A 26,473-nucleotide genomic window follows, 5' to 3' on the forward strand; every position below is an offset into this window, starting at 1 on the left:
CTTATGCTCCTGCCAGTGCTTTGTGGATCGCCGTTTCCAGAGCCTTCAGCCCGTCCTCCAACGGTCCATCGATATGAACGCGGAGGGCACGACGACCACGGGCCGCGAGCACCTCGAAATCGCCTCGCGCCTGTGCCGCTTTCACGACACTGAAGCTGAAGCCATGGCCCGGAACCGGCACATCCGCCGCATCCGTTGCCGTGACCTGCAGGAACACGCCACTGTCGGGGCCGCCTTTGTAGGCCTGGCCCGTCGAGTGCAGGAACCGGGGCCCGAATTCGGCAGCTGTCGCCACCTTCAGCGCATCCCGGAGCTCCATGCGAACGGACTGTGCCCAGTCCCGTGTCTGCTGATCGCGCCTGATATAGGCGAGCAGCCCGACATAGTCACCAGCCTTCACGCGATCGAACAGTGCCTTGAGGATGGAGACCGCATCGCTCTTGTTCGCAAAGGCTTCCGTGTTCTTTTCATCCGCATAGAAAGACAGCGGGCCGTCCTTGGCGAATGGCGTTTCCGGCGGCAGCGAACCTGTTTCAGCATAAGCCGAGGTCAGCTTGCGCGTTTCGAGCTTGCTGAATTCCACGTCCGGCTGATCGAACGGGTCGATCCCCAGAACTGCGCCTGCCACAGCCGTGGCGAACTCGAACAGGAAGAAGGCCTGCCCGATCTGGGCCTTGTCCGCCAGACGGATGGTGACCACCGGCGCACCGGCAGCACGCAGGGCGCCAAGGCGGCTGTCTGGTACATCGTCGCCCAGAAGCAGGTCTACGAAGACACGGTCGGTGCCATACATGTCAGGCGTGCCGAGTTCTTCCTCGTCGATGGGAATAAGGCCCAGACCTTTTTTGCCCGTGCTCTCGGCGATCAGCTGTTCCAGCCAGGCCCCAAGCGAGGCAATGCCTTCGGAGGCCAGGATCGTGACCTTGTCACGATTAAAGCAGTGCGCGGCATGTCCCAGGATCAGGCCCAGAACCGCACCCGGATTGGCCGAAGGCGGTGCGCTTCCGTCACAGGATTCCACCATCAGGCGCGTGACCGTCAGCAGCTTGCGGACATCGATGCCGCTCGCAGCTGCCGGGACCAGACCGAAATTGGACAGAACCGAATAGCGGCCACCAATTTTCGGATCGCCGTAGAAAATGCGCCAGAAGCCGTTTTCCTCGGCCACTTTCTGCATGTGCAAGCCCGGATCGGTGATGGCGATGAAGCTGTCACCCGGCTTCTTGCCCAGAGCCTGTCCCGCCACCTGCCAGAAATGCGCAAACAGGATGTTCGGCTCCAGCGTGCCGCCGGACTTGCTGGCCACGATGAACAGCGTGTTCTTCGGATCAATGGCCTTCTCGAACGCCGTAACCTGCTGCGGGTCGGTGCTGTCGAGCACATGCAGCTTCGGCCAGCCTTCGCGCTTTCCGAACGTCTCGGCAAGCACCTCGGGACCAAGGCTCGAACCACCCATGCCCAGAAGCAGGATGTCCTTGAAGCCGCGACTGCGGACATCGCGGGCCAGAACTTCCAGCTCCTCAATATGCCACAGACGATCCTGCACAACCGTCAGCCAGTTCAGCCACCCGGCTTCCGGACCATTCGTCCAGACGGACGGGTCCTTCTTCCAGATGCGACGCAGACCGCCACTATGGCTCCAGTCCTTTTCGGCGGCGGCAACGTTATCGCGCAGATCGGGCGGAAGGTCGGCGCTGACCCGCAGGAGACGATCACCCAGCACGGCCTCGCGCTTGGTGGCAACGGCCGTCAGCAGCGTATCGAACGAGACGCTGAATGCCGCACAACCATCCTTGACCAGCTTGGCGGTGATGCCGTCCAGACCCAGTCCGAGGCGCTCGGCCTCGGCCATCACATGCCGCGCCTGATCGACGTTCTCCGTCAGGCTCGCACGGGACTTGCCGTGATCGCGATAGGCATCGAAGGTTGCGGGTGGGATGGTGTTGACCGTCTCGGGACCGATCAGCTCCTCAACATACAGGACGTCGGAATAGGCCTTGTCCTTGGTGCCGGTGCTGGCCCACAGCAGGCGCTGCGGATTGGCATTCTTCTCGGCCAGTGCCTTCCAGCGCGGGCTGTTGCGGACTTCCAGATAGTACTGATACGCCATCTTCGCATTGGCGATCGCAACCTTGCCGCGAATGGCCTTCAGGGCTTCGGCTTCCGGATCACCCGCTGCAACGCGACGGTCAATTTCCGCGTCGATCTTGCCGTCGATACGGCTGACGAAGAACGAGGCCACGCTGGAAATGCGCGAGACATCCTCGCCACGGGCCACACGGGCTTCAAGACCGGAAATATAGGCTTCCAGAACCGCCTTGTAAGCCTCCAGTGAGAACAGCAGCGTCACGTTGACATTGATGCCGTCCGCAATGGCCTCGCGGATGGCACCCGTGCCTTCTGCCGTGCCCGGGATCTTGATCATCAGGTTCTGGCGCCCGACCGCTTTCCACAGACGGCGCGCTTCGGTGATGGTCCCATGGGCGTCAAAGGCCAGATAGGGCGAGACTTCGAGGCTGACATAGCCGTCCATCCCCTTGGTCTTTTCGAACACCGGATCGAGCACCGCGCAGGCCGCGCGGATGTCGTCGATCGCCAGACGCTCGTACAGTTCGCCCGGAGAGAGCCCCTCGCCTTCGAGCAGCTTGCGGATCTGGGGATCGTATTCCGTGCCGTGCCCGATGGCCTTCTCGAAGATGGCCGGGTTGGACGTCACGCCACGCAGGCCGTCCTCGTCCACCAGCTTGCGGAGGCTGCCATTCTCCGTGAAGCTGCGCTGGATGAAGTCCAGCCAGGGAGACTGACCGTATTTCTCAAGGTCGCGCAGCACGCTGCCGACTTCGTTCAGACCGGTGTTGGAGATTGTGTCTGCCACAGGATCTCTCCCTTACTTGCCGCGCAGAGCCTGACGCTTTGCCGCGTCATAGACTGCCTCAGGCGTGAAACCGAATTTCGTAAGAAGTGCAGAGGCCGGAGCCGACGCACCGAACGTGTTCATGGCGATGATCGCGCCACCGAGACCGACATAACGATCCCAGCCGAAAGCCGCGGCCTGCTCAACCGCCACGCGACCGATCACATCCGGCGGCAGCACGGAATCGCGGTATTCCTGACTCTGCTCTTCGAACAGGTCAAAGCTCGGCAGGGACACGACGCGGGCCCTGACGCCCTCTTCCGTAAGCTTCTCGTAAGCAGAGACCACGAGGCCGACTTCCGAACCCGAAGCGATCAGGATCACGTCCGGCTTGCCATCACAGCTCGCCAGCACATAGCCACCCTTCGCCAGACCGGCGGCGGAGGCGTATTTCGTGCGGTCAATCGTCGGCAGGTTCTGACGGCTCAGCGCCAGCACGGCCGGCTTGTGCGTCATCGGGATCAGCGTGCGCCAGGCTTCGGCCACTTCATTGGCGTCGGACGGACGGATCGTCATGATGCCCGGCGTGGCACGCAGCTGGGCAAGCTGCTCGATCGGCTGATGCGTCGGCCCGTCTTCACCCACACCGATGGAGTCATGCGTAAAGATGTACAGAACCGGCAGTTCCATGATGGCCGACAGACGGATCGGGGCCTTCATGTAATCGGAGAAGATCAGGAAGCCCGAACCGTAAGCGCGGATACCCGACAGCGCGATGCCATTGCAGATCGAGCCCATCGCATGTTCGCGCACACCGAAATGGATGTTCCGGCCGCCATAGCTGCCATTCCATTTTTCCGGCTGGAAGGAGCCGCCGCCCTTGATGTCCGTCTTGGTGGACGGCGTCAGGTCAGCAGAACCACCGATCATCCAGGGCAGGTTCTTCGCAACCGCGTTCAGCACCTGACCCGAGCTTGCACGCGAGGCAATGCCCTTCGCATCTGCGTCGAAGGTCGGGATGTCCTTGTCCCAGCCTTCCGGCAGACGATGCTCGATGATGCAGTCGATTTCAGCTGCAAGCTCCGGATGCGCCTCGCGATAGGACGAGAACAGCTCGCGCCATTCCGCATGGGCTTCCGCGCCACGCTTGCCGAGGCCCTCGGCGAAGTGCTCCTTCACGCCGTCCGGCACATAGAAATCCGGAGCGTCTTCCGGCCAGCCATAGGCCTTCTTCGCACCCTTGAGTTCTTCCGCACCCAGCGGCTCACCATGCGCCGAAGCTGTACCGGCCTTCTTGGGTGCGCCATAACCAATGACCGTCCTGAGAACGATCATGCTCGGGCGATCCGTCACCGCACGGGCGGCCTTCAGCGCAGCGATAATAGCGTCAACGTCATTGCCGTCCGTCAGGGTCTGCACATGCCAGCCATAGGCCTCGAAGCGCTTGCCCACATTTTCCGTGAAGGCCAGATCCGTCGAGCCCTCGATGGAGATCTGATTGGAATCATAGATCCAGGTCAGATTGCCCAGCGCAAGGTGACCGGCCGTGGAAGCGGCTTCGGAGGCCACGCCTTCCATCATGTCGCCATCACCACAGAACACCGTCACATGGTAGTCGAACAGCTTGAAGCCCGGACGGTCATAGCGCGCGGACATCCATTTCTGTGCGATGGCCATGCCGACGGAATTGCCGCAACCCTGCCCGAGCGGACCGGTCGTGGTCTCGACTCCAGCGGTAAAGCGGTATTCCGGATGGCCCGGCGTCTTGGAGTTCAGCTGGCGGAACTGGGAGAGGTCTTCCACCGTCAGGGAGGGTGCGTCGACGACCTTGCCGTCCTGGATGTCCTTCACCCCCGTCAGGAACAGGGTGGAGTACAGCAGCATGGAGGCATGACCGACCGAAAGGACGAAACGGTCACGCGCCGGCCAGCACGGATCGGCCGGATCGTACTTCAGGTCATGCTGCCACACCGCATACATTGCCGGGGCAAGCGCCATGGCTGTGCCGGGATGGCCGGAATTGGCGCGTTCGACACCTTCCATCGAAAGGGTACGGATCGTATTGATGGCGAGTTGGGGAAGCGTACTCATCGGAATGGGGTCTCCGGCTTGTGACTGACGGGAAGAAACGCAACGATATCTCCCGCACATTCTGCTGCCACGGCATGACGCGAAGTCGCGCCGGACGCAATGGCTGATTGGTAAACCATATTGTGAAACACGCTCTTGTGCTTGATGACAACCTGTCACATTTCGACGGGCGTCATTACCGAAACCCAGAGGCCTGGCGTCCCGACGAGACACGTACGGCCCGCAAGACATCCCAGCGGATCGGAAACATCTTCAGATGGCAGATGGGGCTGCGTCCCCGCTGGCCGGATGCCCTGCCGCCCCAGAAAGCCTACCCGCAGGTTACGCCCGCTCCGGGGGAATGCTGCGTTACATTTATCGGTCATGCGACCGTTCTGCTCCAGTTTGGCCGCACAGGACGCGCGCCCCTGCGGATCATCACTGATCCGGTCTTCTCCGAACGCTGCTCCCCCTTCCGCAGTTTCGGTCCCCGTCGCGTCCGTCCGCCCGGCATCACCCTCGATGCCCTGCCCCGCATCGACATCAACCTCGTCTCGCACTGCCATTACGACCACATGGACCTGCCGAGCCTGCGCGCTCTGGCCGAGCGTGACGACCCGCTCTGCCTGTCGCTCCCCGGCAACCGCCGCCATCTGGAAAAGGCCGGTCTGCCGCGCATTGCCGAGCTGGACTGGTGGGAAAGCACAACCGATGACGGCGCCCGCATCACGGCCACCCCGGCCCTGCATGGCAGCGCCCGCACGCCGTTTGATGCCAACCGTGCGCTCTGGGGCGGCTTTACGATCGAAGCAGATGGCCACACGGTGTTTTTCGCGGGCGACACGGCCTGGGGCAAGCATTTCGACGCGATCCACCGCCGCTGGCCGGACATCGACCTCGCCATCCTGCCCATCGGCGCCTATGACCCGCGCGATCTCATGCGCCGTGTCCATATGTCGCCCGAAGAAGCCCTCATGGCCTTTGATACACTCAGGGCAAAACAGGGGCTGCCCATCCATTTCGGAACCTTCCAGCTGACCGACGAGGCCATTCTGGAGCCCCCCACCCGTCTGGAATTCGCCAGCCGCGGAGCCGGACGTCCGTTCCGGGCATTGGAGAACGGTGAAAGCCTCACCCTTCCGCCCGCTGACACAAAAAGCTAACCTCTCCTCCGACAACACCCCGCGAGGGGACACCGCCATGTGGAAACCGTCATGAACGCCCAGAACGTCACTTTCACGTCAGACCAGATCACCGCCCTGTTCATCGACGCGGCCCGTGAAGGCGATACCGACCTCCTGACCCAGTTTCTGGACGCCGGCATGGCCATCGATACGCCCGACAGCCGCGGCTATACCGCGCTGATCGTCGCCACCTATAACGGCCACGCGGACGCCACCCGCCTGCTGCTGGACCGTAAGGCCGATACGGAAGCCACCGATCTCAAGGGCGCTACGGCCCTGTCCGGCGTGGCCTTCAAGGGCCTGACCGACATTGCAACACTTCTGCTCGATCACGGCGCGCAGGTGGATCACGCCAATCATGCCGGTCGCACGCCGCTGATGTTCTCCATCATGTTCAACCGTGAAGACATGGCCAGAAAGCTTCTGGCGGCCGGAGCAAACTCGGACCTGAAAGACGCGGATGGTGTCTCTGCCCGCGACCTCGCCGAGCGCCAGCTCATGACCGGCCTGTTCACCGGAACGCCCGCATGAGCCGTTTCTGGAACCGTCGCGTCCGTGACCTGCACCCCTATGTCCCCGGCGAGCAGCCAAAAGTCGCGGACCTGCTGAAGCTCAACACGAACGAGTTCCCCTACGGTCCAAGCCCGAAAGTGCTGGCAGCCATCCGGGACGCTGCATCCGACGACCTGCGCCTGTATCCCGACCCGACGGCGACAGTTCTGCGCGACACCATTGCCGCGCGCTTCGGCACAACGTCTGACCGCGTTTTCGTTGGCAACGGCTCGGATGAAGTACTGGCCCATGCCTTCCGCGCCCTCTTCCACGATGACGCGCCGGTCCTGTTTTCGGATGTGACCTACGGCTTCTATCCGGTCTATTGCGGCCTGTTCGAACAGCCGTTCCGCCACATCCCGCTCAATGACGATTTTGCGATCGACATCGACGCCTATACCGGCGACTGCGGCGGCATCATCGTTGCCAATCCCAACGCCAACACGGGCATCGCCCTGCCGCTGGAGCAGATCGAGACGCTCCTGAAGCGTCATCCGGACCGGACCGTCATCATCGACGAGGCCTATGTCGATTTCGGGGCGCAGTCCGCCATTGAACTGACACACCGGTATGACAATCTTCTGGTGGTCCAGACGCTGTCCAAGTCCTATGCCCTGGCAGGGCTGCGTGTGGGTTTTGCGATTGGCTCCCCGGAGCTGATCGAAGGTCTCATCCGGGTCAAGGACAGCTTCAATTCCTATCCCCTTTCCCGCCCGGCACAGGCCGGGGCCATCGCCGCGATCCAGGATACCGAATGGCTCGCGGATATCACGGCGCGCGTTATCGCCAGCCGTGACAGGCTGGTCCCGGAGCTTGAAAATCTTGGCTTCCAAGTCCTGCCATCCTGTGCCAACTTTGTTCTTGTGCACCATACGGAGCACAGGGCCGGAGACATCGCCGCCGCACTGCGCGAGCGGGCGATCCTGGTCCGGCATCTCTCAACCCCGCGCATCCAGGACTGGCTGCGCATCTCGATCGGAACGGACGAGGCGTGCATACGCCTGACAGACGCTTTGCGGGACATCCTCTCTCCCCGATCCTGAATTAACCGGACGGTAATACTCCGTCCCCCATAATCATGAGCCAGACAGGGCCAGCCGGGCACGCTTTCGTGTGCTCCATCCCGCCATTCCCCGGATGAGCGGGAGGTCTGTGAATGTTTCATGCGGAAAGACAGAACACATGCGTGCATTCCAGGGACAGATGTCCGACAATCAGCCTATTCGCCGCAATCAGGCCGAAAAGGAAAAACAGCTCCGGGACCTCAAGGAGACGATCGCGTCCATGAAGTCCCACACCTCTCCGACACTGAAGGAGAGCATCCAGCGCCGCATTCGCGAACTGGAGGTCGAACTGCGCACCATCGCGCGTGAAAAGGCTGCCAAGGCCGCCAATCCGGACGCCCAGTCCGACCGCCAGCGCCGCCCGCCGCGTCGTAACACGATCCGCTCCATGTAATGGCGGCTGAGACGGCCGGTGCAGAGTTCCCTTCTGCACCGGCCGTTTTGCATCAGGCGTCCTGCTCGACCGTTTCCCGCGATGCCGCATCCCAGGCCGCCGGCCCCATCAGCCGCAACCGTGCCGGATGAAGCCCGTCGGTCTCGGTCAGGACATAATACGCCGTATATTCGCCGGTCGGCCTGCCCGGCCTCTCCTTCAGCAGTCTGAAAACATTCCGATCGGCCGTCATCTGTGTCCCGTCTCCGGCCAGAGGCTGGTTCCACATGTCCAGAGCTTCCGGCACTCGTGTGCGGTCGATCATCAAACAGTTCGGATCGACAAACCCGCCATAGCTTTCCCGGAAAATCCCGCCCCCGATCCCAACAGACTCCCACTGATCCTCGCAGATCGGCAGCAGCGTCCGCGGATGCACAAACCAGCGCCCGGCCCAGGCCCAGTCCTGCCCCTCGATTGCCGTCAGCAGGGAAGACAGGTGATCCGGCGCCCACCAGTTGTCGTCATCAAGATAGGCAATCCGCGGCGCATTCGAAAGCTGGCTGAGCACACTGCGCAACACGCCCCCATCCTTGGCACGGCCAAATCCGCCATACCTCTGGGATGTGGAATAGCCGGGCCACAGCACTTCGACGACCCAGCCGGCCGGCCGTCCTTCAACAGCGCGCTGCATCAGTTCGTCAGCACCCTCTCCCGGAGCACAGTCCAGACCGATCATGATCTGGACCCTCAATCCGCCCTGCTGCGCGAAGATGGACTGGAGTGCCCGGACGATACTCGGTCGCAGCAGGCTCGGCATGACGACCGCAACATCGAATGGTCGCTGGTCTGGTTCGCCGGCATCGGCGAAAATGTGAAGTCCGGGTTCCATGCCGGCGACGATACTGCGCGTCCGCAGACCTGTCACGTCACGGCCTGAGCCTGCGCTGCTCTCTTGCACTTCGCCGCCACAGGGCACACCATGACGGACAGAATGATCACTGCGAAAGAGTCCAACGTGTCCGCTCCTTCCACCTTTTCGCACGAACAGCTGCTTGATCGCCTGGGCGAAGTTGCCGTCCGCGTTGGCCTGAACATCGCGCCGGGCCAGCAGCTTCTCATCACAGCACCTCTGGCTGCCGTTCCGCTGGTCCGTCGCGTGACGGAACACGCCTACAAGGCTGGCGCCTCCCTGGTGACGACGCTGTATGCGGATGACGAGACCACGCTGGCCCGCTTCATCCACGCCCCGGACGACGCCTTCGACGTCGCTCCCACTTGGCTGGCCGACGGCATGGCCCGCGCTTTCCGCGAAGGAGCAGCCCGCATGGCCATCACGGGCGCCAACCCGACCCTTCTGAAGGGCCAGGATCCCGAGCGCATTTCCCGGGCCAACCGTGCCAATTCCAAGGCCAACCGCCCGGCGATGGAAATCATCACGCAGTTCGCCGTGAACTGGAACATCATCGCCTGCGCCACCCCGGCCTGGGCCGCACAGGTCTTCCCGGAACTTCCGGCCGATGAGGCGCTCGCCGCCCTGTGGGATGGAATCTTCAAGGCCTCCCGCGTCGACGTGGCCGACCCGGTCGCCGAGTGGAAAGCCCATAACGCCCGCCTGCACGCCCGGGCGAAATACATGAATGACAGCCGCTTCGAGGCCCTGCATTTCAGCGGCCCCGGCACCGATCTGACGGTCGGCCTTGCGGATGGCCATCTCTGGGCAGGCGGCTCGGAAAAGTCAGGTAACGGCATTGTCTGCAACCCGAATATCCCGACGGAAGAAATCTTCACGACGCCCCATCGCAGCAAGGTCGATGGCCGGGTCAGCAGCACCAAGCCGCTTTTCCATCAGGGCACGCTGATCGACAACATCTCGGTCCGCTTTGAAAACGGGCGGATTGTCGAAGCATCCGCGAGCCATGGCGAAGACGTGCTCAAGCGCATCCTCAGCACCGATGAAGGCGCAGCCCGGATCGGTGAAGTAGCCCTCGTGCCGCACTCCTCGCCCATCTCGGCGAGCAAGATCCTGTATCGCAACACGCTATTCGACGAAAACGCATCCAGCCATATCGCTCTCGGTCAGGCCTATACGAAGTGCATGGTCGATATCGAAGGCTTGACGCCGGAAGAACTGCTGGAGCGCGGCGTCAACGACTCCCTCATCCACATTGACTGGATGATCGGTTCGGACAAGATCGACCTTGATGGTCTCAAGAATGGCAACCGCGTGCCACTGATGCGCGCTGGCGAATGGGTGCAGGCATGACATTTCCCCGCATGACAGGGCTCTCGGCCCTTCTCGTTTCCGCTGTAATGCTGCCACTGGTGGCACAGGCGCAGACCTACCCGCCATCCGCCTATCAGGGTGGCGTCCCGAGCCAGAGCCAGACCCAGATTGATGGAAGTACACCTGTTCAGGGTGCTCCGGCCCAGCAGGCTCCGCAGGTCTCACCACAGGTCCGCGCCGATACGGAACGGGCCATGCACTACCCGCTGCCGCCCGACTTCATGACCCGGGCCGCAGCAACGATCGCCGAACTCCAGGCCCGGAATATCCAGCCCCCCAATTCCCACGGCACGAGCCTTGGGGATACGATCCGGCAGATCAGTCAGGTTCCGGGTCTGGCGCCAGTCCTGCAAAGCCACGGCTGCACACCTGAAACCTTCGTTATGGGCATGACGGCCTTCGGCATGACGCTCGCCGCCAGCAATGGTCAGCTCCCAACGGGAATGCCAAGCCCCAACCCGTCCAATGTCGCCCTGTTCAAGGCGCAGCCCGGACAGGTCACGGCCCTGATGCAGGCCATGGGCAATCCGCCGCACTGAAAACGGCACAGAGGCCGCGCCTTCCGCGGAATGGCACGGTCTCTTTCACCCGCGAACCAAAGATCAGAATGTCCATCAAACTTGACCCCGCGATCCTGCCTGCCTTGGATATTCTCGGCATGGCACAGTCAGGCGCCCTGCTGCGCGCCGAACGTGAAACGCCGCCGGATGGCATCCCGGCCTTCGTGACCCGGGCCGGCTGGGACGAACTGACGGCGACACATGCCGATCATCACGATGCCTCCCATACGGTGCTTCTTCCGGCACTTGAAAAAGCCGTCGCACGCATCCTGTCACACGCCGCAGAAGCCGCTTCGCGCAATGGTGAAATGACACCGGTCCTCACAATGCCGAGTGATCTCTTTCCCAGCGATCCGGACCTCGTTCTGGCTTTCGTCCGCGACAATACGCATCCTGTCGCCTGCGCCCTGATCGGCACGGCAGCCCAGATCGAAGCAGCCTTACGCGGCCACGGATCCCCTCAGGACCGGCCGAACTGACGGACCGCAAGTTCGTCCAGAACATTCTGTTCTTTCCTGAGATCAGCCTGTCGTTCCTCTTCTTTCTGCTCATCCCGCAACGTCTTGACCGCCTCCATGGCCGCTCGGGCCGCGATCAGCGCCGAGCGCACGGTTTCGCGGTCCAGCGCGGCCTCACGGCAGCGCGCCTGAGCCTCCGCCACCGCCTTTCGCCCCAGTGGAAGCCAGCGACTGAATGCTTCAACAGCACCATCCCCCGCTGTGGGGCTGGAGGCGATCCGCTGCTCGTTCAGGATCTCTTCCTGAGCAGAAGCCAGTTTCTCTTCTGCAGCCGCCTCACGCGCCACCGCATCGGCAAAACTTCGTTCCACAACGTCAAGTTCCTGCTCCCGCAGGGTGATCAGTGTATCGAGAGGCGAGCGTTCCATCGTGATATGTCCTTTACGCTGCCTTCACGGGAGCGTTCTGTGGAAGAGTCTGCATGATCTGAGCCAGTTGTTCGAAGGCCTCGGCACGCGTGGAGCGTTCGTCCCGATCCTGAGACAGAAACGCATTCAGTCGTGGCATCAGCGCAATGGCTTCATCCACTTCCTGATCCGTGCCGGCCTTATAGGCGCCAAGCCGGATCATGTCCGCCATGCGCTGATACGTCGCCATGGCCGCACGCGCCCGTCGCGTGAGGGCATTTTCTTCCGCCGAGTTACACCGTGGAACGGCACGCGACAGGGACCGCAGAACATCAATCGCAGGATAACGCCCCTGTTCCCCGATCTTACGGTCAAGAATGATATGGCCGTCCAGAATGCCTCGCACGGCATCGGCGACAGGCTCGTTCTGATCATCACCTTCCACAAGAACCGTGAAGAGTGCTGTGATCATTCCCTGATCGGGATATCCTGGCCCCGCTCTTTCCAGAAGACGTGGAAGCTCGGCAAAGACTGAGGGAGGATAACCACGGGTCGCTGGCGGTTCTCCGGCAGACAGACCGATTTCACGCAGCGCCATGCAGAAGCGGGTCACGCTGTCCATCAGCAGCAAAACAGATTTGCCTCTGTCCCGAAAATATTCCGCAATCGCCATGGCGGACAACGCGGCTTCACGACGCATCAGCGGCGGTGAGTCAGAGGTGGCGATCACCAGCACACTGCGGGCCAGCCCGTCCGGCCCGAGATCGTCCTCGATGAACTCCCGGACCTCACGTCCCCGCTCGCCAACCAGCGAAATAACTGCAACGTCACATTCCGCGCCTTTTGCCAGCATGGAGAGCAAAGTCGATTTCCCGACGCCCGATCCGGCAAAAAGCCCGAGCCTCTGGCCACGACGGCAGGTCGTGAACGTATCCAGGGCACGCACCCCAAGGTCGATACGCTCGCCAAGACGGGCACGGCTGGCCGCATTGGGTGGAGGCGACTGAATCGGCTGCCGCTTGAATGAGGGCAGCAGCGGCCCCTTCCCGTCAATCGGCTGTCCCAGCGGATCGACAACCCGTCCCAGCCAGCCATCGCTCACATTCAGACCGCCATCACGGCGATTCAGCGGCACCTTCGCCTCACATCCCGGACCAATCCCTTCCAGAGAACCAAAGGACATAAGACGGGCCATGTCTCCCTGGAATCCCACAACCTCGGATTGTACAGACCGGCCGTTCCGTGACCTGATGGCAACTCGGTCCCCAATCGTAACAAAACCCTCGAGTCCGATAACAGTCACGCACAGACCCACAACGTCTTTCACACTTCCCGTCACCCAGGTGCAGGTCATGTCGGAAAGCGCTGCAAGAAGCCTGTCGTATTTGCTCATAGTGCCAGTTTCTCGCCGTATTCTGCGGTTTGATCCGATCTTTAGAACCTACAACCTTCTCGTTAAGACATTCCTAATGTTCCCCTTTGACGGGAAAAATAATGACAAATTTACGATTTTTGATCTATGTCTATCGACACACACAACCTTGGGTAGTAACCATTGGTTCACCAAGCCGGGAGTTGAGAACATGCGTATTCTTCTTGTCGATAGCGATCAGTCCGCCGCCGCCAGCCTGTCCCAGATCCTGCGGACCGCATCCTTTACCGTGGACCACACACCGTCTGGTGAAGAGGCCATCGAGATGCTCCGTCATTATGATTATGACGTGGTTGTGCTTGAACTGATGCTGAACGACCTTGAAGGGTATGAAGTCATCCGGCGCGTCCGGACGGCCCGCATCACGACCCCTATTCTCGTCCTGTCTGCCCTGCTGCGGCCCCAGGCCAAGATCCGGGCATTCTCGATGGGTGCAGACGACTATATGACGAGGCCCTATGATGCTAGCGAACTGATCGCCCGTCTTCAGGCCGTCATGCGCCGCTCCCGCGGTTTTGCCGAACCGAAGCTGCGCGTCGGAAATCTGGAACTGGATCTGAACGGCAAGAACGTTACCGTCGATGGAGCGCCGCTGCATCTGACGGGCAAGGAATATGCCATCCTTGAGCTTCTGGTCATCCGCAAAGGCTCGGTGCTGACCAAGGATGCATTTCTTAACCACCTCTATGGTGGCATCGACGAGCCGGAAATGAAGATTATCGACGTTTTCATCTGCAAGCTGCGTCGCAAGCTCCAGAATGTCGGTGCAGGCAACCTGATCGCCACGGTCTGGGGCCGCGGCTACATCCTGCGCGAAGACGACAGCCCGGCCTTAGCACCTCTCCCGGAGACCGCCCCCCAGCATAACTCTCCGGTCACCGCTGCGACTGCCTGATTTCTCTGCAATCAGGCAGATCCCTGCCTGCGCTGGATGTTTACCCTTTTCTGTCGTCAGACAGGTTCAGACATGAGCAATAGCGCGAATGACGTCACAGACATGGTCCACAACCTCATTCACCAGCGCCTCATCCTCTGCCTCTGCCATGACACGGATCAGAGGCTCCGTACCGCTGGCACGCAGGACAAGACGGCCACTCCCGGCCAGACGTTCATCGGCCCAGGCCTTGGCTGCGGCAAGGTCAGGACTTCCCATCGGGCTGGTCCCTGAATAGCGGACATTTTTCAGAAGCTGCGGATAAGGCGTGAAGAAACGGCAGATTTCGCTGGCCGGCCGCTTGGTCTCAACAGACACGGCCAGAACCTGCAAGGCCGCAATCAAGCCATCGCCCGTGGTGGCATAGTCGGACAGGACCATATGTCCCGACTGCTCGCCTCCGAGATTGGCACCGATTTCCCGCATCCGCTCGACAACATAACGGTCACCGACTGCCGTCCGCTGAAGTTCGAGCCCGTTCTCGGCCAGAGCCTTTTCCAGCCCCATATTGGACATGACAGTCGTCACCACCGTGTTGCCACGCAGTCTGTCATGCTGCTTCCAGAAGGCCGCGATCAGACCAATAATCTGGTCCCCATCGACAAGATTGCCGTTTTCGTCCGCAATCAGAACGCGGTCCGCATCGCCATCCAGCGCAATGCCGAAATCCGCGCCATGCTCCCTGACAGCCGCACACAGGGTTTCAGGATGCGTCGATCCCACACCGTCATTGATGTTCAGACCATCAGGCGAACAGCCGATCTTGATGACTTCCGCACCCAGTTCCCACAACGCCGTAGGTGCCACGCGATAGGCCGAGCCATTGGCGCAGTCGATGACGATCTTCAGGCCGTCCAGACGCAGTCCACGCGGAAAAGACGCCTTCGCATTCTCGATATACCGGCCGGCTGCATCCGTCAGACGCGACGCCCGACCAATCTGCGCCGGAGAAGCCAGACGACCGGACAGATCCTGCGCCATCAGGTCTTCAATCTCACCTTCAACTTCGTCAGAGAGCTTGAAACCGTCCGGCCCAAAAAGTTTGATGCCATTGTCGGTAAAGGGGTTGTGCGAGGCCGAAACCATGACACCCAGATCGGCCCGCAGGGACCGCGTCAGCATGGCAATCGCCGGGGTGGGAAGTGGTCCGACCAGAATGACGTCCATTCCGGCGGACAGGAATCCTGCAACCAGCGCACATTCCAGCATATAGCCCGAAAGACGCGTATCCTTGCCCAGAACAACACTGTGGCGACGGTTCTGGCTCCGCATGAAGTACAGCCCGGCCGCCTGTCCCAGTCTCTGTGCAACCTCGACCGTCATGGGTGCGGTATTGGCCGTTCCCCTGATGCCATCAGTACCGAACAGAGACCTTTTGCTGGCCATAATGAAAAATCCTGCCTGTCTGCCAGAAATGAAAAAGGCGCGACACCGAGGATGTTCTCCTCAATGACGCGCCCGCTGGTGCGATTTGCTGCCTGATTAACCTGCCTGAGGCGCCGGATCAAACGCGCCAGGACGTGTGGTCGGAACGGAGGCACGACGGTTATCCGGCATCTGCTCATCGTCCGAAGTCCGCTCGATCGCCTCACCGCGCATGATGCGACCGACATCGTCACCTGTCAGAGTCTCATATTCCAGAAGTGCCGCTGTCAGGCGATGCAGGTCATCAAGATGTTCCGTCAACAGATCATGAGCCTGTTTGTAGGCCGTATCGATCAGGACCTTGACCTCCTTGTCGATCTCCCGCGCGGTTTCCTCGGAAATATTCTTGCTCTGCGTGACCGAGTGACCAAGGAACACTTCCTGCCCGTTATCGCCGTAAGCGATCATGCCGAGCTTGTCGCTCATGCCCCATTCGGTGACCATCCGACGCGCAAGATCGGTCGCACTCTTGATGTCACCCGAAGCACCGGCACTGACTTCCTCGCGGCCGAAGATGATTTCTTCGGCAACGCGACCACCCATGGCAATGACCAGACGGGCCAGGCACCATTTGCGGCTGTAAGAAATATTGTCCTTCTCCGGCAGCGTCATGACCAGACCAAGAGCCCGGCCACGCGGCACAATGGTCGCCTTGTGGATCGGATCGCTCCCCGGCGTGAAGATCGCGCAGATGGCATGTCCGGACTCGTGATAGGCCGTCGAACGCTTTTCGTCCTCGGTCATGACCATGGAACGACGCTCCGCCCCCATCATGACCTTGTCCTTGGCCTCTTCGAACTGCGCCATACCCACAGTGCGCCGCCCCTGACGGGCCGCCATCAGTGCAGCCTCGTTTACGAGATTTGACAGATCCGCACCCGAGAAACCCGGCGTACCCCGTGCAATGACCTTCGGATCAACATCCGACGACAGAGGGACCTTGCGCATGTGAACGCGCAGGATCTTCTCACGACCGGCCACATCCGGGTTCGGCACGACAACCTGACGGTCGAAACGGCCAGGACGCAGCAGTGCCGGATCCAGAACGTCCGGACGGTTGGTCGCAGCAATCAGGATGACACCTTCGTTGCTCTCGAAACCGTCCATCTCGACCAGCATCTGGTTCAGGGTCTGCTCACGCTCATCATTGCCGCCACCAAGACCGGCGCCACGATGGCGACCCACGGCATCGATTTCGTCAATGAAGATGATGCAGGGTGCGGACTTCTTGCCCTGCTCGAACATGTCACGCACACGGGACGCACCGACACCGACAAACATTTCCACGAAGTCCGAACCGGAAATCGTGAAGAACGGCACGTTGGCCTCGCCTGCGATGGCACGTGCCAGCAGCGTCTTACCGGTACCCGGAGGTCCGACCAGAAGCGCCCCCTTGGGGATTTTGCCGCCCAGACGGGTGAATTTCTGCGGATCACGCAGGAATTCGACGATTTCCTGAAGTTCGGATTTCGCCTCGTCGATACCGGCAACGTCTTCAAACGTCACGCGACCGGTCTTCTCCGTCAGCAGCTTGGCACGGGACTTGCCAAAGCCCATGGCCCGGCCGCCGCCACCCTGCATCTGGCGGAAAACCATGAAGCACAGACCCACCAGGATCAGAACCGGCAGATAGGCCCCGACGTAACGCAGAATTGGGCTTTCCCCGCTCTCCATCGGCTTGGCCGTCACTTCGACGCCGGCAGCGGTCAGACGGGACGGAAGACTCGGATCAAGCGGTGCATAGGTGTCGAAAGACGTCCCGTTCGTCAGAGTCCCGGAGATGTTCTGCTCCTGGATCATGACCGAACGGACCTGATGCTGGTCCACGTCATGAATGAAATCGGAATAGGCGATCTGCTGGGCTGCATGCTGGCCGCCACCGGGCTGGAAGGCTGTCAGCACTGCCATTCCGACCACGATGATGACCACCCAGATCGCAACGTTACGGCCTAAATTGTTCATCTCGCTCTCTGTCGTCCTTCAGACTGTTCCGTCAGATGCAGTCCGGGGTCCCCCGTCACAACTGGCCGACCGGTCACATTCTGCGTTGACTTCATAACATAAGCTTCCGCGTCCACGATCCTACCCCATCACAGGCAGGAAAACGCATTTCTTGCATTTTTGAGGCTCTTTTTACGTCCCCAAACGATTTTCTCCGGTCGCAGGCACCCCGGCCGCCCAGACAAACCCGGCTCCGCCGGCCTTTTCTCCGATCCGGGGCCACAAAATCAGCCGCCCCTCATGCCACACACCCGGAAGACACCGTGCCGCCGCAGATGGAACTCCCAGCCTGCGAAGATCGAGCGCATGGACCGCATTACCAAGAGCCCCGACCAGACTTCCGCTAGGGACATCCGGCGTCAGCAGGCGCCAGCGTCCGTCCCAGACCACGCCTGCCCTAGCAGCGACCGGCCCCGTTACCGCTTTTTCTTCACGAACCAGAATCACCCCGTCACCGAACCGTCCCGCTGGCTGTACATGAACCCCCGACAACGTGCCCTCACCCTGTTCCATCAGCCGCAGCAGGGCGTCGCGGGCCGGACGATAGGAACTGCCCGAAACCAGACGGATCAGCGCCGCCAGCGTCTCTTCACAAACTCCGCCTCGTTCCAGAAAAACCCAGCCCTCAGAGTGCCATACGGCATGACGTGCAAGGTTGACGGCCAGTTCCGCTTCAATCCGCTGGCGCTCTCGGATGGCGCTGGTCCGCAGCAACGCAGCCTCACGTCGCTGCCCAGACGTCAGATCCTGCCGCCAGCGCACACGTTCGAACCGCCGGTTGGCGTTCGACGGGTCCTCGATCCAGGGCAGGTTTTCCGCTTTCAGTGTCTGACGCAGCCGATCTTTGGACAGTGACAAAAGCGGTCGCACAAGCCTGATCCGTCCACGCACGCAAACGGGCTGAATACCGCTCAGACCCGCCGGCCCGCTCGCACGCAGGCTCCGCATCCATACCGTCTCATCCTGATCGCCGGCATGATGCGCGACAAGCAGATCCAGACATCCCGCGACGACACAGGCCTCTTCCAGCGCCTCAAACCGGGCTTGCCGCGCCCGCTCCTGCAACCGCCCTTTGGGAAAAGGTGCCAGCGTCAGGAGCCGCGCTGTCACACCCATTTCAACAAGGCGCCCAACTGTCAGACGGGCTTCGTCGGCTGATTCAGGCCGCAAGGCATGATCGACCACGAAGGCTATGACATTGCGCCGCCAGCGTCGGGCCAGAAACGCGAGCGCCATGGAATCGGCACCACCAGAGACAGCCAGCCCAACCGGCGCCTCCGCCACATCCGGGGCCCAAGGCCCCAGCTCTGTCATCAGCCCGGCGAACTCCCGTTCTTCCACAGGCAAGGCAGGATCAGATCCTACTGAAACGGGCGTCAATGACAGGCAGCGCGGCTCCGGAACGTCGTCTCGGCCGTCTTGACCCGCGGGGCCGGCGTCGGAAATTCCGTCTTGAGCTTATCCAGAGCCTGACAGGCCGAGCCCTTGTCCCCGAGCGCCAGCATCGAAGCGGCCACACCCAGAAGCGAATCCTGAGCCTTCAGGGATTTGGGAGCCTTCGTATAGGCATCATAATAAGCAACGGCTGACTGACGGTACTGCTTCTGCCCTGCCAGAGACTGCGCCAGCAGGAACTGGGCATCCATCTTGCCGGACACGCTATGCGCTGTTTTGACAGCAAAGCGTGCATTGCTCTCTGCATCCGTATAATTGCCGGATTTGAGAGCGGCGTTTCCGCTCTTCAGAGCATCCAGAGCCGTCTTTGGTTGTTCCGATGTATCGGATGCAGTGGCAGGAGCCTTGTCCGGTGTCGCCGCCTTGGCCGGAGCGGCCGCCGCAGCCGGTGCCGGTGCCGAACCGCCGCCATTCTGCGATGCAAACTGCATGTCCGAGATCTGCTTGGACACGCTGGCCTGGTTGTCGCGAACCGAGTTGCTGAGCTGATCCAGTTCGCCACGCATCTGGCGGTTCTGCTCTTCCAAAGCCGAAACACGTTCCAGAAGCTGCGCTGTCAGGTTGCCGTCTCCGACAGAAACCTGAGGCAGTGCCGTTGCACTCGGCGCGCCCAGATTGCCCGCCCCGTTCTGGACCTGCGAAAGCTGCTGACGAAGGGAAGCGATCTGGTCCTGCAGGGCGATGGCTTCGCGTGAGGAAATTTCCCCGCTGTCAGGCGCGTCCTGAGCCATGACCGAAACGACAGGCGACAGAACGGAAAGAACCGTGCCCAGAAAGACGGCACGCAGGGAACGGGACAGCACCATAACGGATCTCCTGAGACAGACTCGCAGTCACGGGCACGCAGGCAGGTTTTGCGCGCAACATGGCCCAGTCATAAAACAGAAACGGCCGGGGGATAATCCCCCGGCCGCTCATCATCTCAGTCCGTACGGGCGAAACGTCGGTTCAACGAACAGACGTGATGGCGTTACGGTTCTGCGACCAGGACTGCTCGTCATCGCCATCGGCGGTCGGACGGTCCTTGCCGTAAGAGATCGTGGTGATGCGCGAAGCGCTCACGCCCTTGGCGACCAGATAATCGCGGGCTGCGTTCGCACGACGCTGGCCGAGAGCAATATTGTACTCTTCCGTGCCGCGGTCATCGCAGTTGCCAGCAACCTGGATGCTGACCTGCGGGTACTTGGCGAGCCATGCAACCTGCTTGTCCAGCGTTGCGCGGGCTTCTTCGGAGAGCTGGGACTGGTTCAGCTCGTAGAAGACGCGGTCACCGACATTGGCAACCAGATCGGCTTCGCTGCCGGGCGTCGGGCCAGCTTCCCGAGCGACGGCGCCCGCGCCGTTGCTGTCACCCTTGTTGGTGTTGCCGTTGGAACAGGCTGCGAGAACAAGCGCCAGACCGAGCGCGCCAAATACCTTGAACTTCATGTGTCTCAATCCTGAGAACGGCCCCACAACTGGAACCGAATGCGGAAAATGCCGCGTTATTCCGGACCACTTCCTTCCAGATCGAAACACTCAGGAATTGGTTGCGATCCTGTGGTGCACCCCCTGAAAAACAGTGGCCATAAGCGCCCATACTCATGACTCAAATCATGGGTCAAGTGTCGTGTTAACGCCGCTCAGGCGCGAAAAGTTCGATTCATATTCGGAACCAGAAATTTCGGCATAAATGTCACAGATGTCCTGACGAATGTGGCAGAATTCTGCCATATCATCGGAACCATTGCGCTTTCACACCTTTGAAACATGCGCTGCCTGCGTAGCAGCCCAGCGTCACGGTCGTGGCATACGACGGTGGAAAGATGACCTCCGTCATCCTCACAAGGCCATCACTGGCGAAAACTTCGACCGAACTCCGATCCACGATCACCCTCAAACGCACCTGGCCGTCCACCAATGAAAGGGGTGCGACATGCCGCGTCGTGAAGGTTTTGTCAGGCACTGGAACACCGGGACGACTGCGATCCACGACCAGTTCCTGACGTCCCGGATCGTAAAGAATTTCCGTACCAAACCGGCCTTCCCCGGTTGCCGCGACAGTCAGGACCGCCACATCCGTCCCTGGCTCAATGACCAGTTGCAGGTCAAGAACAGCATTTGCGAAATCCGTACAGTCCATGACGCCATCAGGCAGAACCCAGGGTTTCCCCGCCTCGGGACGGATTTCACCGGCCGCAAAGACTTCTTCCGGAGCGCCCAGACTGATCGGCTGCTGTCTCACGACAAGCGTTCCATCCGACTGCCGGGCCAGAGACAGATGCGCCGGCAGGGTCATTTGTCCGCGCCAGGGTGATGTCGGCACATGATTGGCGTAGTTCCAGTTCCCCATCCAGCCGATGCTGAGCGGCTGGGGCGTGCCCGCAAAGCAGACAATCGCATAATTGTCCGGCCCGTAATCCATCCAGCGATACTGCCAGGGATCATCCGTCACCGAAGGCTGATGAGCAGGCGTGAAGTCCGTGCCGTCAAAATCACCCACGTAATAGAACGTGCCTGACCCTCCCGTGAGACCGCCCGGATTGACACTGACGATCGTCACCCAACCGGTACGCCCGTCCTCACCTTCAATGGGCAGACGCACCAGAACCGGCACTTCCCACAGCATATCCGGCGTATGATAGCCGGGCGGATGGAAATCGCTCAGAAACTCCCATTGCAGGAAATCGGTGGAGCGGAAAAGCTTGACCACCTGCTGCTCGGCCTCAACCGCCGTCAGCACCCAGTAACCACCCTCTTCGTACCAGCACAGCGCCGGATCACGGAAATTCTGCGAGGCCGGATCAAGCGTCAGAACCGGGTTATGCCCATAGCGGACCCAGTTCGCCCCGCCATCCAGACTGAAGGCCACCGAAACCGCCTGCGTCCCATCTTCCTGCTCGCCCGGCATATCGCGGAACACGCTGGTATAAAGCGCCAGAAGCGCTGGCTTTTCCGGTGTTCCCAGTCCGCTGCGATTGTCACGGTCATAAATCACCGTGCCGGAATAGATCTGTTCCTGAGGCGTGGACGGCAGGGCAATCGGCTGCTCTTCCCAGTGCAGAAGGTCGCGGCTGGTAGCATGCCCCCAGGAAATATAGCCCATGACGGGCTCAACCGGATTGTGCTGGTAAAAGAGGTGATACACCCCGTCGATCAGGATCGGCCCGTTCGGATCATTCATCCAGTTCCGGGCCGGGGCGTAGTGCAGCAGCGGGCGCCACTGCCGTGTCTCCTGAGGGGACATGGGGAATTCTCCTGTCAAAACCGTCCTTGCGACGCCTTACAGGAAAAAGGGTTCCCCACCCTTTTGCAAATCCGCGCTCCCGGACCGGAAGCGCGGACCATGACCTCAGCCGTTTCGCGGAGACCAGGCCGGGTCCGACGCACCCGTCGAGATCCGGATCGGGCGCTCGTTGAAGCCCGTGATGTCAATCGTGCCGATGCCGGACGCAAAGCCTGCACCGCCCGCACCCGATGCGCTCTGGCGGCAGAACGCCAGCACACGACCATTCGGGCAGAACGTCGCGCCATCTACCGTAAAGCCCTGCGTGAGGATACGCTCGCCCGTGCCGTCCGGATTCATGACACCCAGCGAGAAGCCACCGCCACCGATCCGGGTGAAGGCGATCAGGTCTCCACGCGGCGACCAGACAGGTGATCCATACTGGCCGCTGCCATAGGAAATCCGCTTCGCCGCCCCGCCAGACGCACTCATGATGTAAAGCTGCGGGCTGCCACCACGGTCCGAGTTGAACACGATCTGGCTGCCATCCGGGCTGAAGCACGGGCTGGTGTCGATCGCGCCATTGGAGTTGGTCAACTGCCGCTTCGCCCGCGAGGCCAGATCAACAACGAAAATGTCAGACCCGCCACCACGCGTTGCGGAGAGCACGACCGAGCCACCCGTCGGCGAGAAGCGCGGCGCAAAGGAAATGCCCGCGAACTCACCCAGGATCTGCTGACGGCCGGAGGCCAGATCAAACAGATACACGCGCGGACGGTTATTGGCGTAGGACATGAACGCGATCTGATCGCGCACCGGGTTGAAGCGCGGCGTCAGCGTCAGCCATTCCCCGCCCGTCAGCATGCGCTCGTTGGCGCCATCCTGATCCATCAGGGCCAGACGGGTAATCTGGTGGTGGCGCGGACCGGTTCGGGCGATATAGGCGATGCGGGTGTCAAAATAGCCCTTCTCGCCCAGCATCCGCTCATAGATCACGTCAGCAATAATATGCGCGATCCGTCGCCAGTTGGACGTCGAGGCCGTGTAGGCCGTGCCCTGAAGCTGCTGGCCGGAAAGTACGTCCCACAGACGCATCTCGACGCGCACACTGCCCGAACCAATCGCCTGACCGGCCACAGCCGCACGGGCGCCCTGAGCCTTGAGCGCACTGAAATCCGGCGTGGAGCCCGGCGGTACACTGCCGCTCATGACCTTGAACAGACCGGTTCCGTTCAGATCGGACGTGATCACGCCGGAAATCTGCTCACCCAGTCCCGCGCCAAAATTCGGGATGACAATGGGGATCGGCTCCTGACGGGCCTGATCGACGGTGATTTCGGCTTCACCGGGGCCGGAAGCCGCACCGGACTGGGCAAAGGCCGCCAGAGGCGTCGCCAGGAGACCACCCGCAGCGGTGGCTCCCAGAACGGAGCGGCGCGAGAACAGCGCGCTCAGGGCCTCGGCTTCGGTATCGGGAATGAAGGACATGAGACTTCCTCGTGGATTACGGCCTGAAGACAAAACGCAGCTCATGCGTCTGACCAAGCATCTTGGAGGGGATCGGCAGATGGGCACAGGTGGGGCTCAGCACCGCATCCCGCGCCCGCTCCGCCAGAACGCGATAGGACGGGTCGGACGCCATCTTCGCAGCCGTTTCAGGCGCAAATTTGACAATCCGCGCCTCGCCGGTCGCATCAACGGTTACAACCATATGCGCGACAAAGCTCGCATAGTTCCGCGCTTCGGTGTCTTCGGTGTAGCAGCGGCGCACGGACCCACCGATGGCCTTCTGATCCGCCATGGACAGGGACTTGGTGATGTCACCATTCGGCACCCCGCCCCCGTTCGGCGCCCCACCCTGCGGCGGATTGGCCTTCGCGGTCGGCGCATGGGTCTGCTTCTGGTCCGCCCGGAAATTATCCAGCGTCGCCAGCAGGGAATGACTGTCCGCTTCGGTTTTCTTGACCGCATTCGGCTGCGTCATATGCGAAAATTTCGGCATATCCGGCAGCTTGTCGGCCTTCTGCGTCTGCGGGCTCGGCGGTGCAACCATCGTCGATTTGGACGGCGGTGACGGTTTGGGCGGCGACGCCGGCACAGGCTCGGGCGACTCATCCGTCATCTTCGGCGGCAGCTTGATGTCCGGCAGCTTCTGCGGCGGCGTCTCCGGCGGAGGCGGCACGGGCTGAGGCGGCGGTGGTGGCGGAGGCGGCTCTTCCGTCGGCGCCTTCAACGGCGGCGTCGGGGCGGGAGGTGCCTCGTTCTTCACGGGTGCGGGGGCCGGAGCGGGCGCAGGAGCCGGATGATCGCCCTTGACCGGATGGGTCGGCGGTCCTGCCTGCTCGAATTCCATCTGAACCGTGGGAGGCTCAGGAGGCTCGGGCGGTTTTTCGGGTGGAAGCTGCACAAGCAGATACGCGATCAGCCCCAGATGAATGGCGGCTGATCCGTAAAGCGCATGACGAAAGCGCCTGTTGTCAGAGCGGCGTGGACGCACCACGGCAGCGGCCTCTTACTGGCCGCTCTGGGGCTGCTGCGCGAGAAGCGCAACATGCGTGAAGCCACCCGACGTGATCTGTCCCATGACCTGCATCACCTGCCCGTAGTCGATATGTGCATCGGCCCGGACGAAAATACGGTGGGTCGGATCGTTCTGCGACTGTGCCTTGAGCTGGTCGATCAGTTGGTCAGACGTGACCGGCTGGTCCCCCAGATACAGCGATCCATCCGTCTTCAGGGACACGGTGATCGGCTTGGAATCCGAATTGACCGGGCTGGCATCCGTCTTCGGCAGATCCACATTCACACCACTGGTCAGCATCGGCGCCGTCACCATGAAGATGATGAGCAGCACCAGCATGACGTCCACCAGTGGCGTGACGTTGATTTCCGACGCGGGCCGACGCTTACGGCGTCCGCCACCTCCAGCCCGTCCTCCCGCAGACATTCCCATGGTTCAGGCCTTCCCGCCGGTCGTATCATCCGCACGTTCCTCGGACTGACGCGACAGGATGGCCGCGAACTCGGTGCCGAAGGCTTCCATGCGGTCAGCGAATTTCTCGAAGAAATTGCTCAGACCGTTATAGGCGATATAGGCCGGAATGGCCGTCACGAGGCCGATCGCCGTGGCGAACAGGGCTTCGGAAATACCAGGCGCCACGACCGAAAGGTTCGTGTTATGCATCTGCGCGATGGACGCGAAGGAATGCATAATACCCCAGACCGTTCCGAACAGACCGACGAACGGTGCCACCGGGCCGATCGTCGCAAGGAAGATCAGACGGCGCGTCAGACGGTCGTTCTCACGCATGATGGTGATGTCGATCGCGCGGTCCACGCGCTCACGCACGCCACCCCGCGACAGATCGATTCCGCCGATCCGAGCCGAACGGCGCCACTCACCCATGGCCGCACCAAACACGGCCGCCATCGGATGCGTCGGACGCGCCCCATCGGATTCGTAGAGATCGTCGAGCGATCCGCCCGACCAGAAACGGTCTTCGAACTCGGTCGCCTCACGGTTGACGCGACGGATGAGAATGATTTTTTCCGCGATGATCGCCCATACGCCGGCGCTGCACAGCAGCAGACCCAGCATCACCAGCTTTACAACGATGGAGGCGTGCAGGAACAGGTCCAGAGGCGAAAGACCGGCCGCACCGACCGCCCCAAGCGCACTCGAACTTACCTCATGATCCACTGTTCTCTCCTGTACAGATCCTGTCCCTTGCGGGTCAGGACTCTCCATTGCACTTCATGACGAAACAGGAAAGTGGGTCAGACCTCTCCTGCCTCCAGTTTTCTCACTGCATCACGCCACCGGGGCGGAATTTTGGCAGGTTTCATGTCCGCAGCGTTCAGACAGGCCAGCTCAACGTCGATAACCGTAGCCGTTTCGCCACCCCCGGAATAATTCCGGACAGTCTGACAAAGTTTCAGCCGCGTCGGAGTCATGGCCTCTAATGCCGTCTCGATTTCCATCTCCTCATCGAGTTGGAGCGGCGAGCGGTACCGGAGTGCGGCTTGACGCACGACGAAGACCAGTCCGAAATCATTCAGAAGCTCGGTGACGGACGCATCCGCATCCCGCATCGCTTCGCTGCGCGCACGCTCGGCAAAGCCCAGATAGCGGGCGTGATAGACGATACCGCCCGCATCGGTGTCTTCGTAATAAACCCGGAACCTGATCTTGTGCGTGGCCATACTGTTTCTCCA

24 protein-coding genes are annotated in these 26,473 nt (G+C 61.3%); 8 read left to right on the plus strand and 16 right to left on the minus strand.

Annotation, left to right across the window (positions count from 1 at the left end; all coding sequences use genetic code 11):
* Position 1 precedes the first annotated feature (1 nt).
* Complete coding sequence (locus tag ACJ2A4_RS04760) at positions 2-2,875, minus strand: bifunctional transaldolase/phosoglucose isomerase (protein WP_408873822.1); 2,874 nt, start codon at positions 2,873-2,875, stop codon at positions 2-4.
* Between the two features lie 12 nt (positions 2,876-2,887).
* Entirely contained in the window at positions 2,888-4,945 is a 2,058-nt protein-coding gene (tkt, locus tag ACJ2A4_RS04765) for a transketolase (protein ID WP_408873823.1), read from the minus strand.
* Between the two features lie 137 nt (positions 4,946-5,082).
* Here tkt and ACJ2A4_RS04770 point away from each other — a divergent pair, with 137 nt between their 5' ends.
* From ACJ2A4_RS04770 to ACJ2A4_RS04785, 4 genes are all read left to right on the plus strand, one after another.
* On the plus strand, positions 5,083-6,087 hold the full coding sequence (locus ACJ2A4_RS04770; RefSeq protein ID WP_408874099.1) for an MBL fold metallo-hydrolase: 1,005 nt from the start codon (positions 5,083-5,085) through the stop codon (positions 6,085-6,087).
* 51 nt (positions 6,088-6,138) lie between these two features.
* Positions 6,139-6,639: an ankyrin repeat domain-containing protein gene (locus ACJ2A4_RS04775; RefSeq protein WP_408873824.1), complete on the plus strand. Its 501-nt coding sequence runs from the start codon at positions 6,139-6,141 to the stop codon at positions 6,637-6,639.
* Positions 6,636-7,703, plus strand: a complete 1,068-nt coding sequence (hisC, locus tag ACJ2A4_RS04780; protein ID WP_408873825.1) for a histidinol-phosphate transaminase — start codon at positions 6,636-6,638, stop codon at positions 7,701-7,703. The genes ACJ2A4_RS04775 and hisC overlap by 4 nt, the downstream gene beginning before the upstream one ends.
* Before the next feature lie 139 nt (positions 7,704-7,842).
* Entirely contained in the window at positions 7,843-8,118 is a 276-nt protein-coding gene (locus ACJ2A4_RS04785) for a hypothetical protein (RefSeq protein WP_024716948.1), read from the plus strand.
* A gap of 52 nt (positions 8,119-8,170) precedes the next feature.
* Here the strand turns inward: ACJ2A4_RS04785 and ACJ2A4_RS04790 are convergent, their stop codons facing one another.
* Positions 8,171-9,022: a glycosyltransferase family 2 protein gene (locus ACJ2A4_RS04790; protein WP_408873826.1), complete on the minus strand. Its 852-nt coding sequence runs from the start codon at positions 9,020-9,022 to the stop codon at positions 8,171-8,173.
* A 54-nt stretch (positions 9,023-9,076) separates the two neighbouring features.
* Between ACJ2A4_RS04790 and ACJ2A4_RS04795 the strand changes: the two genes are divergently transcribed.
* From ACJ2A4_RS04795 to ACJ2A4_RS04805, 3 genes are all read left to right on the plus strand, one after another.
* On the plus strand, positions 9,077-10,360 hold the full coding sequence (locus ACJ2A4_RS04795) for an aminopeptidase (protein WP_408873827.1): 1,284 nt from the start codon (positions 9,077-9,079) through the stop codon (positions 10,358-10,360).
* A complete protein-coding gene (locus ACJ2A4_RS04800; RefSeq protein ID WP_408873828.1) occupies positions 10,357-10,920 on the plus strand; it encodes a hypothetical protein in 564 nt (187 codons plus the stop codon). The genes ACJ2A4_RS04795 and ACJ2A4_RS04800 overlap by 4 nt, the downstream gene beginning before the upstream one ends.
* Positions 10,921-10,988: 68 nt before the next feature.
* Positions 10,989-11,420 (plus strand): hypothetical protein, encoded by a 432-nt coding sequence (locus ACJ2A4_RS04805; RefSeq protein ID WP_408873829.1) that lies wholly within the window; start codon positions 10,989-10,991, stop codon positions 11,418-11,420.
* Here the strand turns inward: ACJ2A4_RS04805 and fliJ are convergent.
* Together fliJ and fliI are read right to left on the minus strand one after the other, a co-directional pair.
* Positions 11,402-11,827 (minus strand): flagellar export protein FliJ, encoded by a 426-nt coding sequence (gene fliJ, locus ACJ2A4_RS04810; RefSeq protein WP_408873830.1) that lies wholly within the window; start codon positions 11,825-11,827, stop codon positions 11,402-11,404. The genes ACJ2A4_RS04805 and fliJ overlap by 19 nt on opposite strands.
* A gap of 13 nt (positions 11,828-11,840) precedes the next feature.
* On the minus strand, positions 11,841-13,199 hold the full coding sequence (gene fliI / locus ACJ2A4_RS04815) for a flagellar protein export ATPase FliI (RefSeq protein ID WP_408873831.1): 1,359 nt from the start codon (positions 13,197-13,199) through the stop codon (positions 11,841-11,843).
* Positions 13,200-13,389: 190 nt separating this feature from the next.
* On the opposite strand from fliI, the gene ACJ2A4_RS04820 reads away from it, so the two are divergent.
* Positions 13,390-14,133 (plus strand): response regulator transcription factor, encoded by a 744-nt coding sequence (locus ACJ2A4_RS04820; RefSeq protein WP_408873832.1) that lies wholly within the window; start codon positions 13,390-13,392, stop codon positions 14,131-14,133.
* Positions 14,134-14,199: 66 nt separating this feature from the next.
* On the opposite strand, the gene glmM is transcribed toward ACJ2A4_RS04820, so the two are convergent.
* The 11 genes from glmM to ybgC all read right to left on the minus strand — a co-directional run bounded on the left by glmM (position 14,200) and on the right by ybgC (position 26,461).
* Positions 14,200-15,558 carry a phosphoglucosamine mutase gene (gene glmM / locus ACJ2A4_RS04825; protein ID WP_408873833.1) on the minus strand — a complete coding sequence of 453 codons (1,359 nt, stop codon included), beginning with the start codon at positions 15,556-15,558 and terminating at the stop codon, positions 14,200-14,202.
* Between the two features lie 96 nt (positions 15,559-15,654).
* Entirely contained in the window at positions 15,655-17,559 is a 1,905-nt protein-coding gene (gene ftsH / locus ACJ2A4_RS04830; RefSeq protein WP_194259168.1) for an ATP-dependent zinc metalloprotease FtsH, read from the minus strand.
* A gap of 171 nt (positions 17,560-17,730) precedes the next feature.
* Positions 17,731-18,939 carry a tRNA lysidine(34) synthetase TilS gene (gene tilS, locus ACJ2A4_RS04835; protein WP_408874100.1) on the minus strand — a complete coding sequence of 403 codons (1,209 nt, stop codon included), beginning with the start codon at positions 18,937-18,939 and terminating at the stop codon, positions 17,731-17,733.
* 35 nt (positions 18,940-18,974) lie between these two features.
* Entirely contained in the window at positions 18,975-19,859 is an 885-nt protein-coding gene (locus tag ACJ2A4_RS04840) for a tetratricopeptide repeat protein (protein ID WP_408873834.1), read from the minus strand.
* Positions 19,860-20,001: 142 nt separating this feature from the next.
* Positions 20,002-20,481, minus strand: coding sequence for a peptidoglycan-associated lipoprotein Pal (gene pal / locus ACJ2A4_RS04845; RefSeq protein WP_408873835.1), 480 nt, complete (start codon positions 20,479-20,481; stop codon positions 20,002-20,004).
* Between the two features lie 286 nt (positions 20,482-20,767).
* A complete protein-coding gene (locus tag ACJ2A4_RS04850; RefSeq protein ID WP_408873836.1) occupies positions 20,768-22,279 on the minus strand; it encodes a glycoside hydrolase family 32 protein in 1,512 nt (503 codons plus the stop codon).
* A 105-nt stretch (positions 22,280-22,384) separates the two neighbouring features.
* Entirely contained in the window at positions 22,385-23,746 is a 1,362-nt protein-coding gene (gene tolB / locus ACJ2A4_RS04855) for a Tol-Pal system beta propeller repeat protein TolB (RefSeq protein WP_194259173.1), read from the minus strand.
* Positions 23,747-23,762: 16 nt separating this feature from the next.
* Positions 23,763-24,758, minus strand: coding sequence for an energy transducer TonB (locus tag ACJ2A4_RS04860; RefSeq protein ID WP_408873837.1), 996 nt, complete (start codon positions 24,756-24,758; stop codon positions 23,763-23,765).
* A 12-nt stretch (positions 24,759-24,770) separates the two neighbouring features.
* On the minus strand, positions 24,771-25,211 hold the full coding sequence (tolR, locus tag ACJ2A4_RS04865) for a protein TolR (protein ID WP_062507451.1): 441 nt from the start codon (positions 25,209-25,211) through the stop codon (positions 24,771-24,773).
* A gap of 3 nt (positions 25,212-25,214) precedes the next feature.
* Positions 25,215-26,006, minus strand: a complete 792-nt coding sequence (gene tolQ, locus ACJ2A4_RS04870) for a protein TolQ (protein ID WP_408873838.1) — start codon at positions 26,004-26,006, stop codon at positions 25,215-25,217.
* Positions 26,007-26,035: 29 nt separating this feature from the next.
* On the minus strand, positions 26,036-26,461 hold the full coding sequence (gene ybgC / locus ACJ2A4_RS04875; RefSeq protein WP_408873839.1) for a tol-pal system-associated acyl-CoA thioesterase: 426 nt from the start codon (positions 26,459-26,461) through the stop codon (positions 26,036-26,038).
* Positions 26,462-26,473 lie beyond the last annotated feature (12 nt).

It is taken from the genome of Gluconobacter roseus, from assembly GCF_046058915.1.
GTDB lineage: Bacteria > Pseudomonadota > Alphaproteobacteria > Acetobacterales > Acetobacteraceae > Gluconobacter > Gluconobacter roseus_A.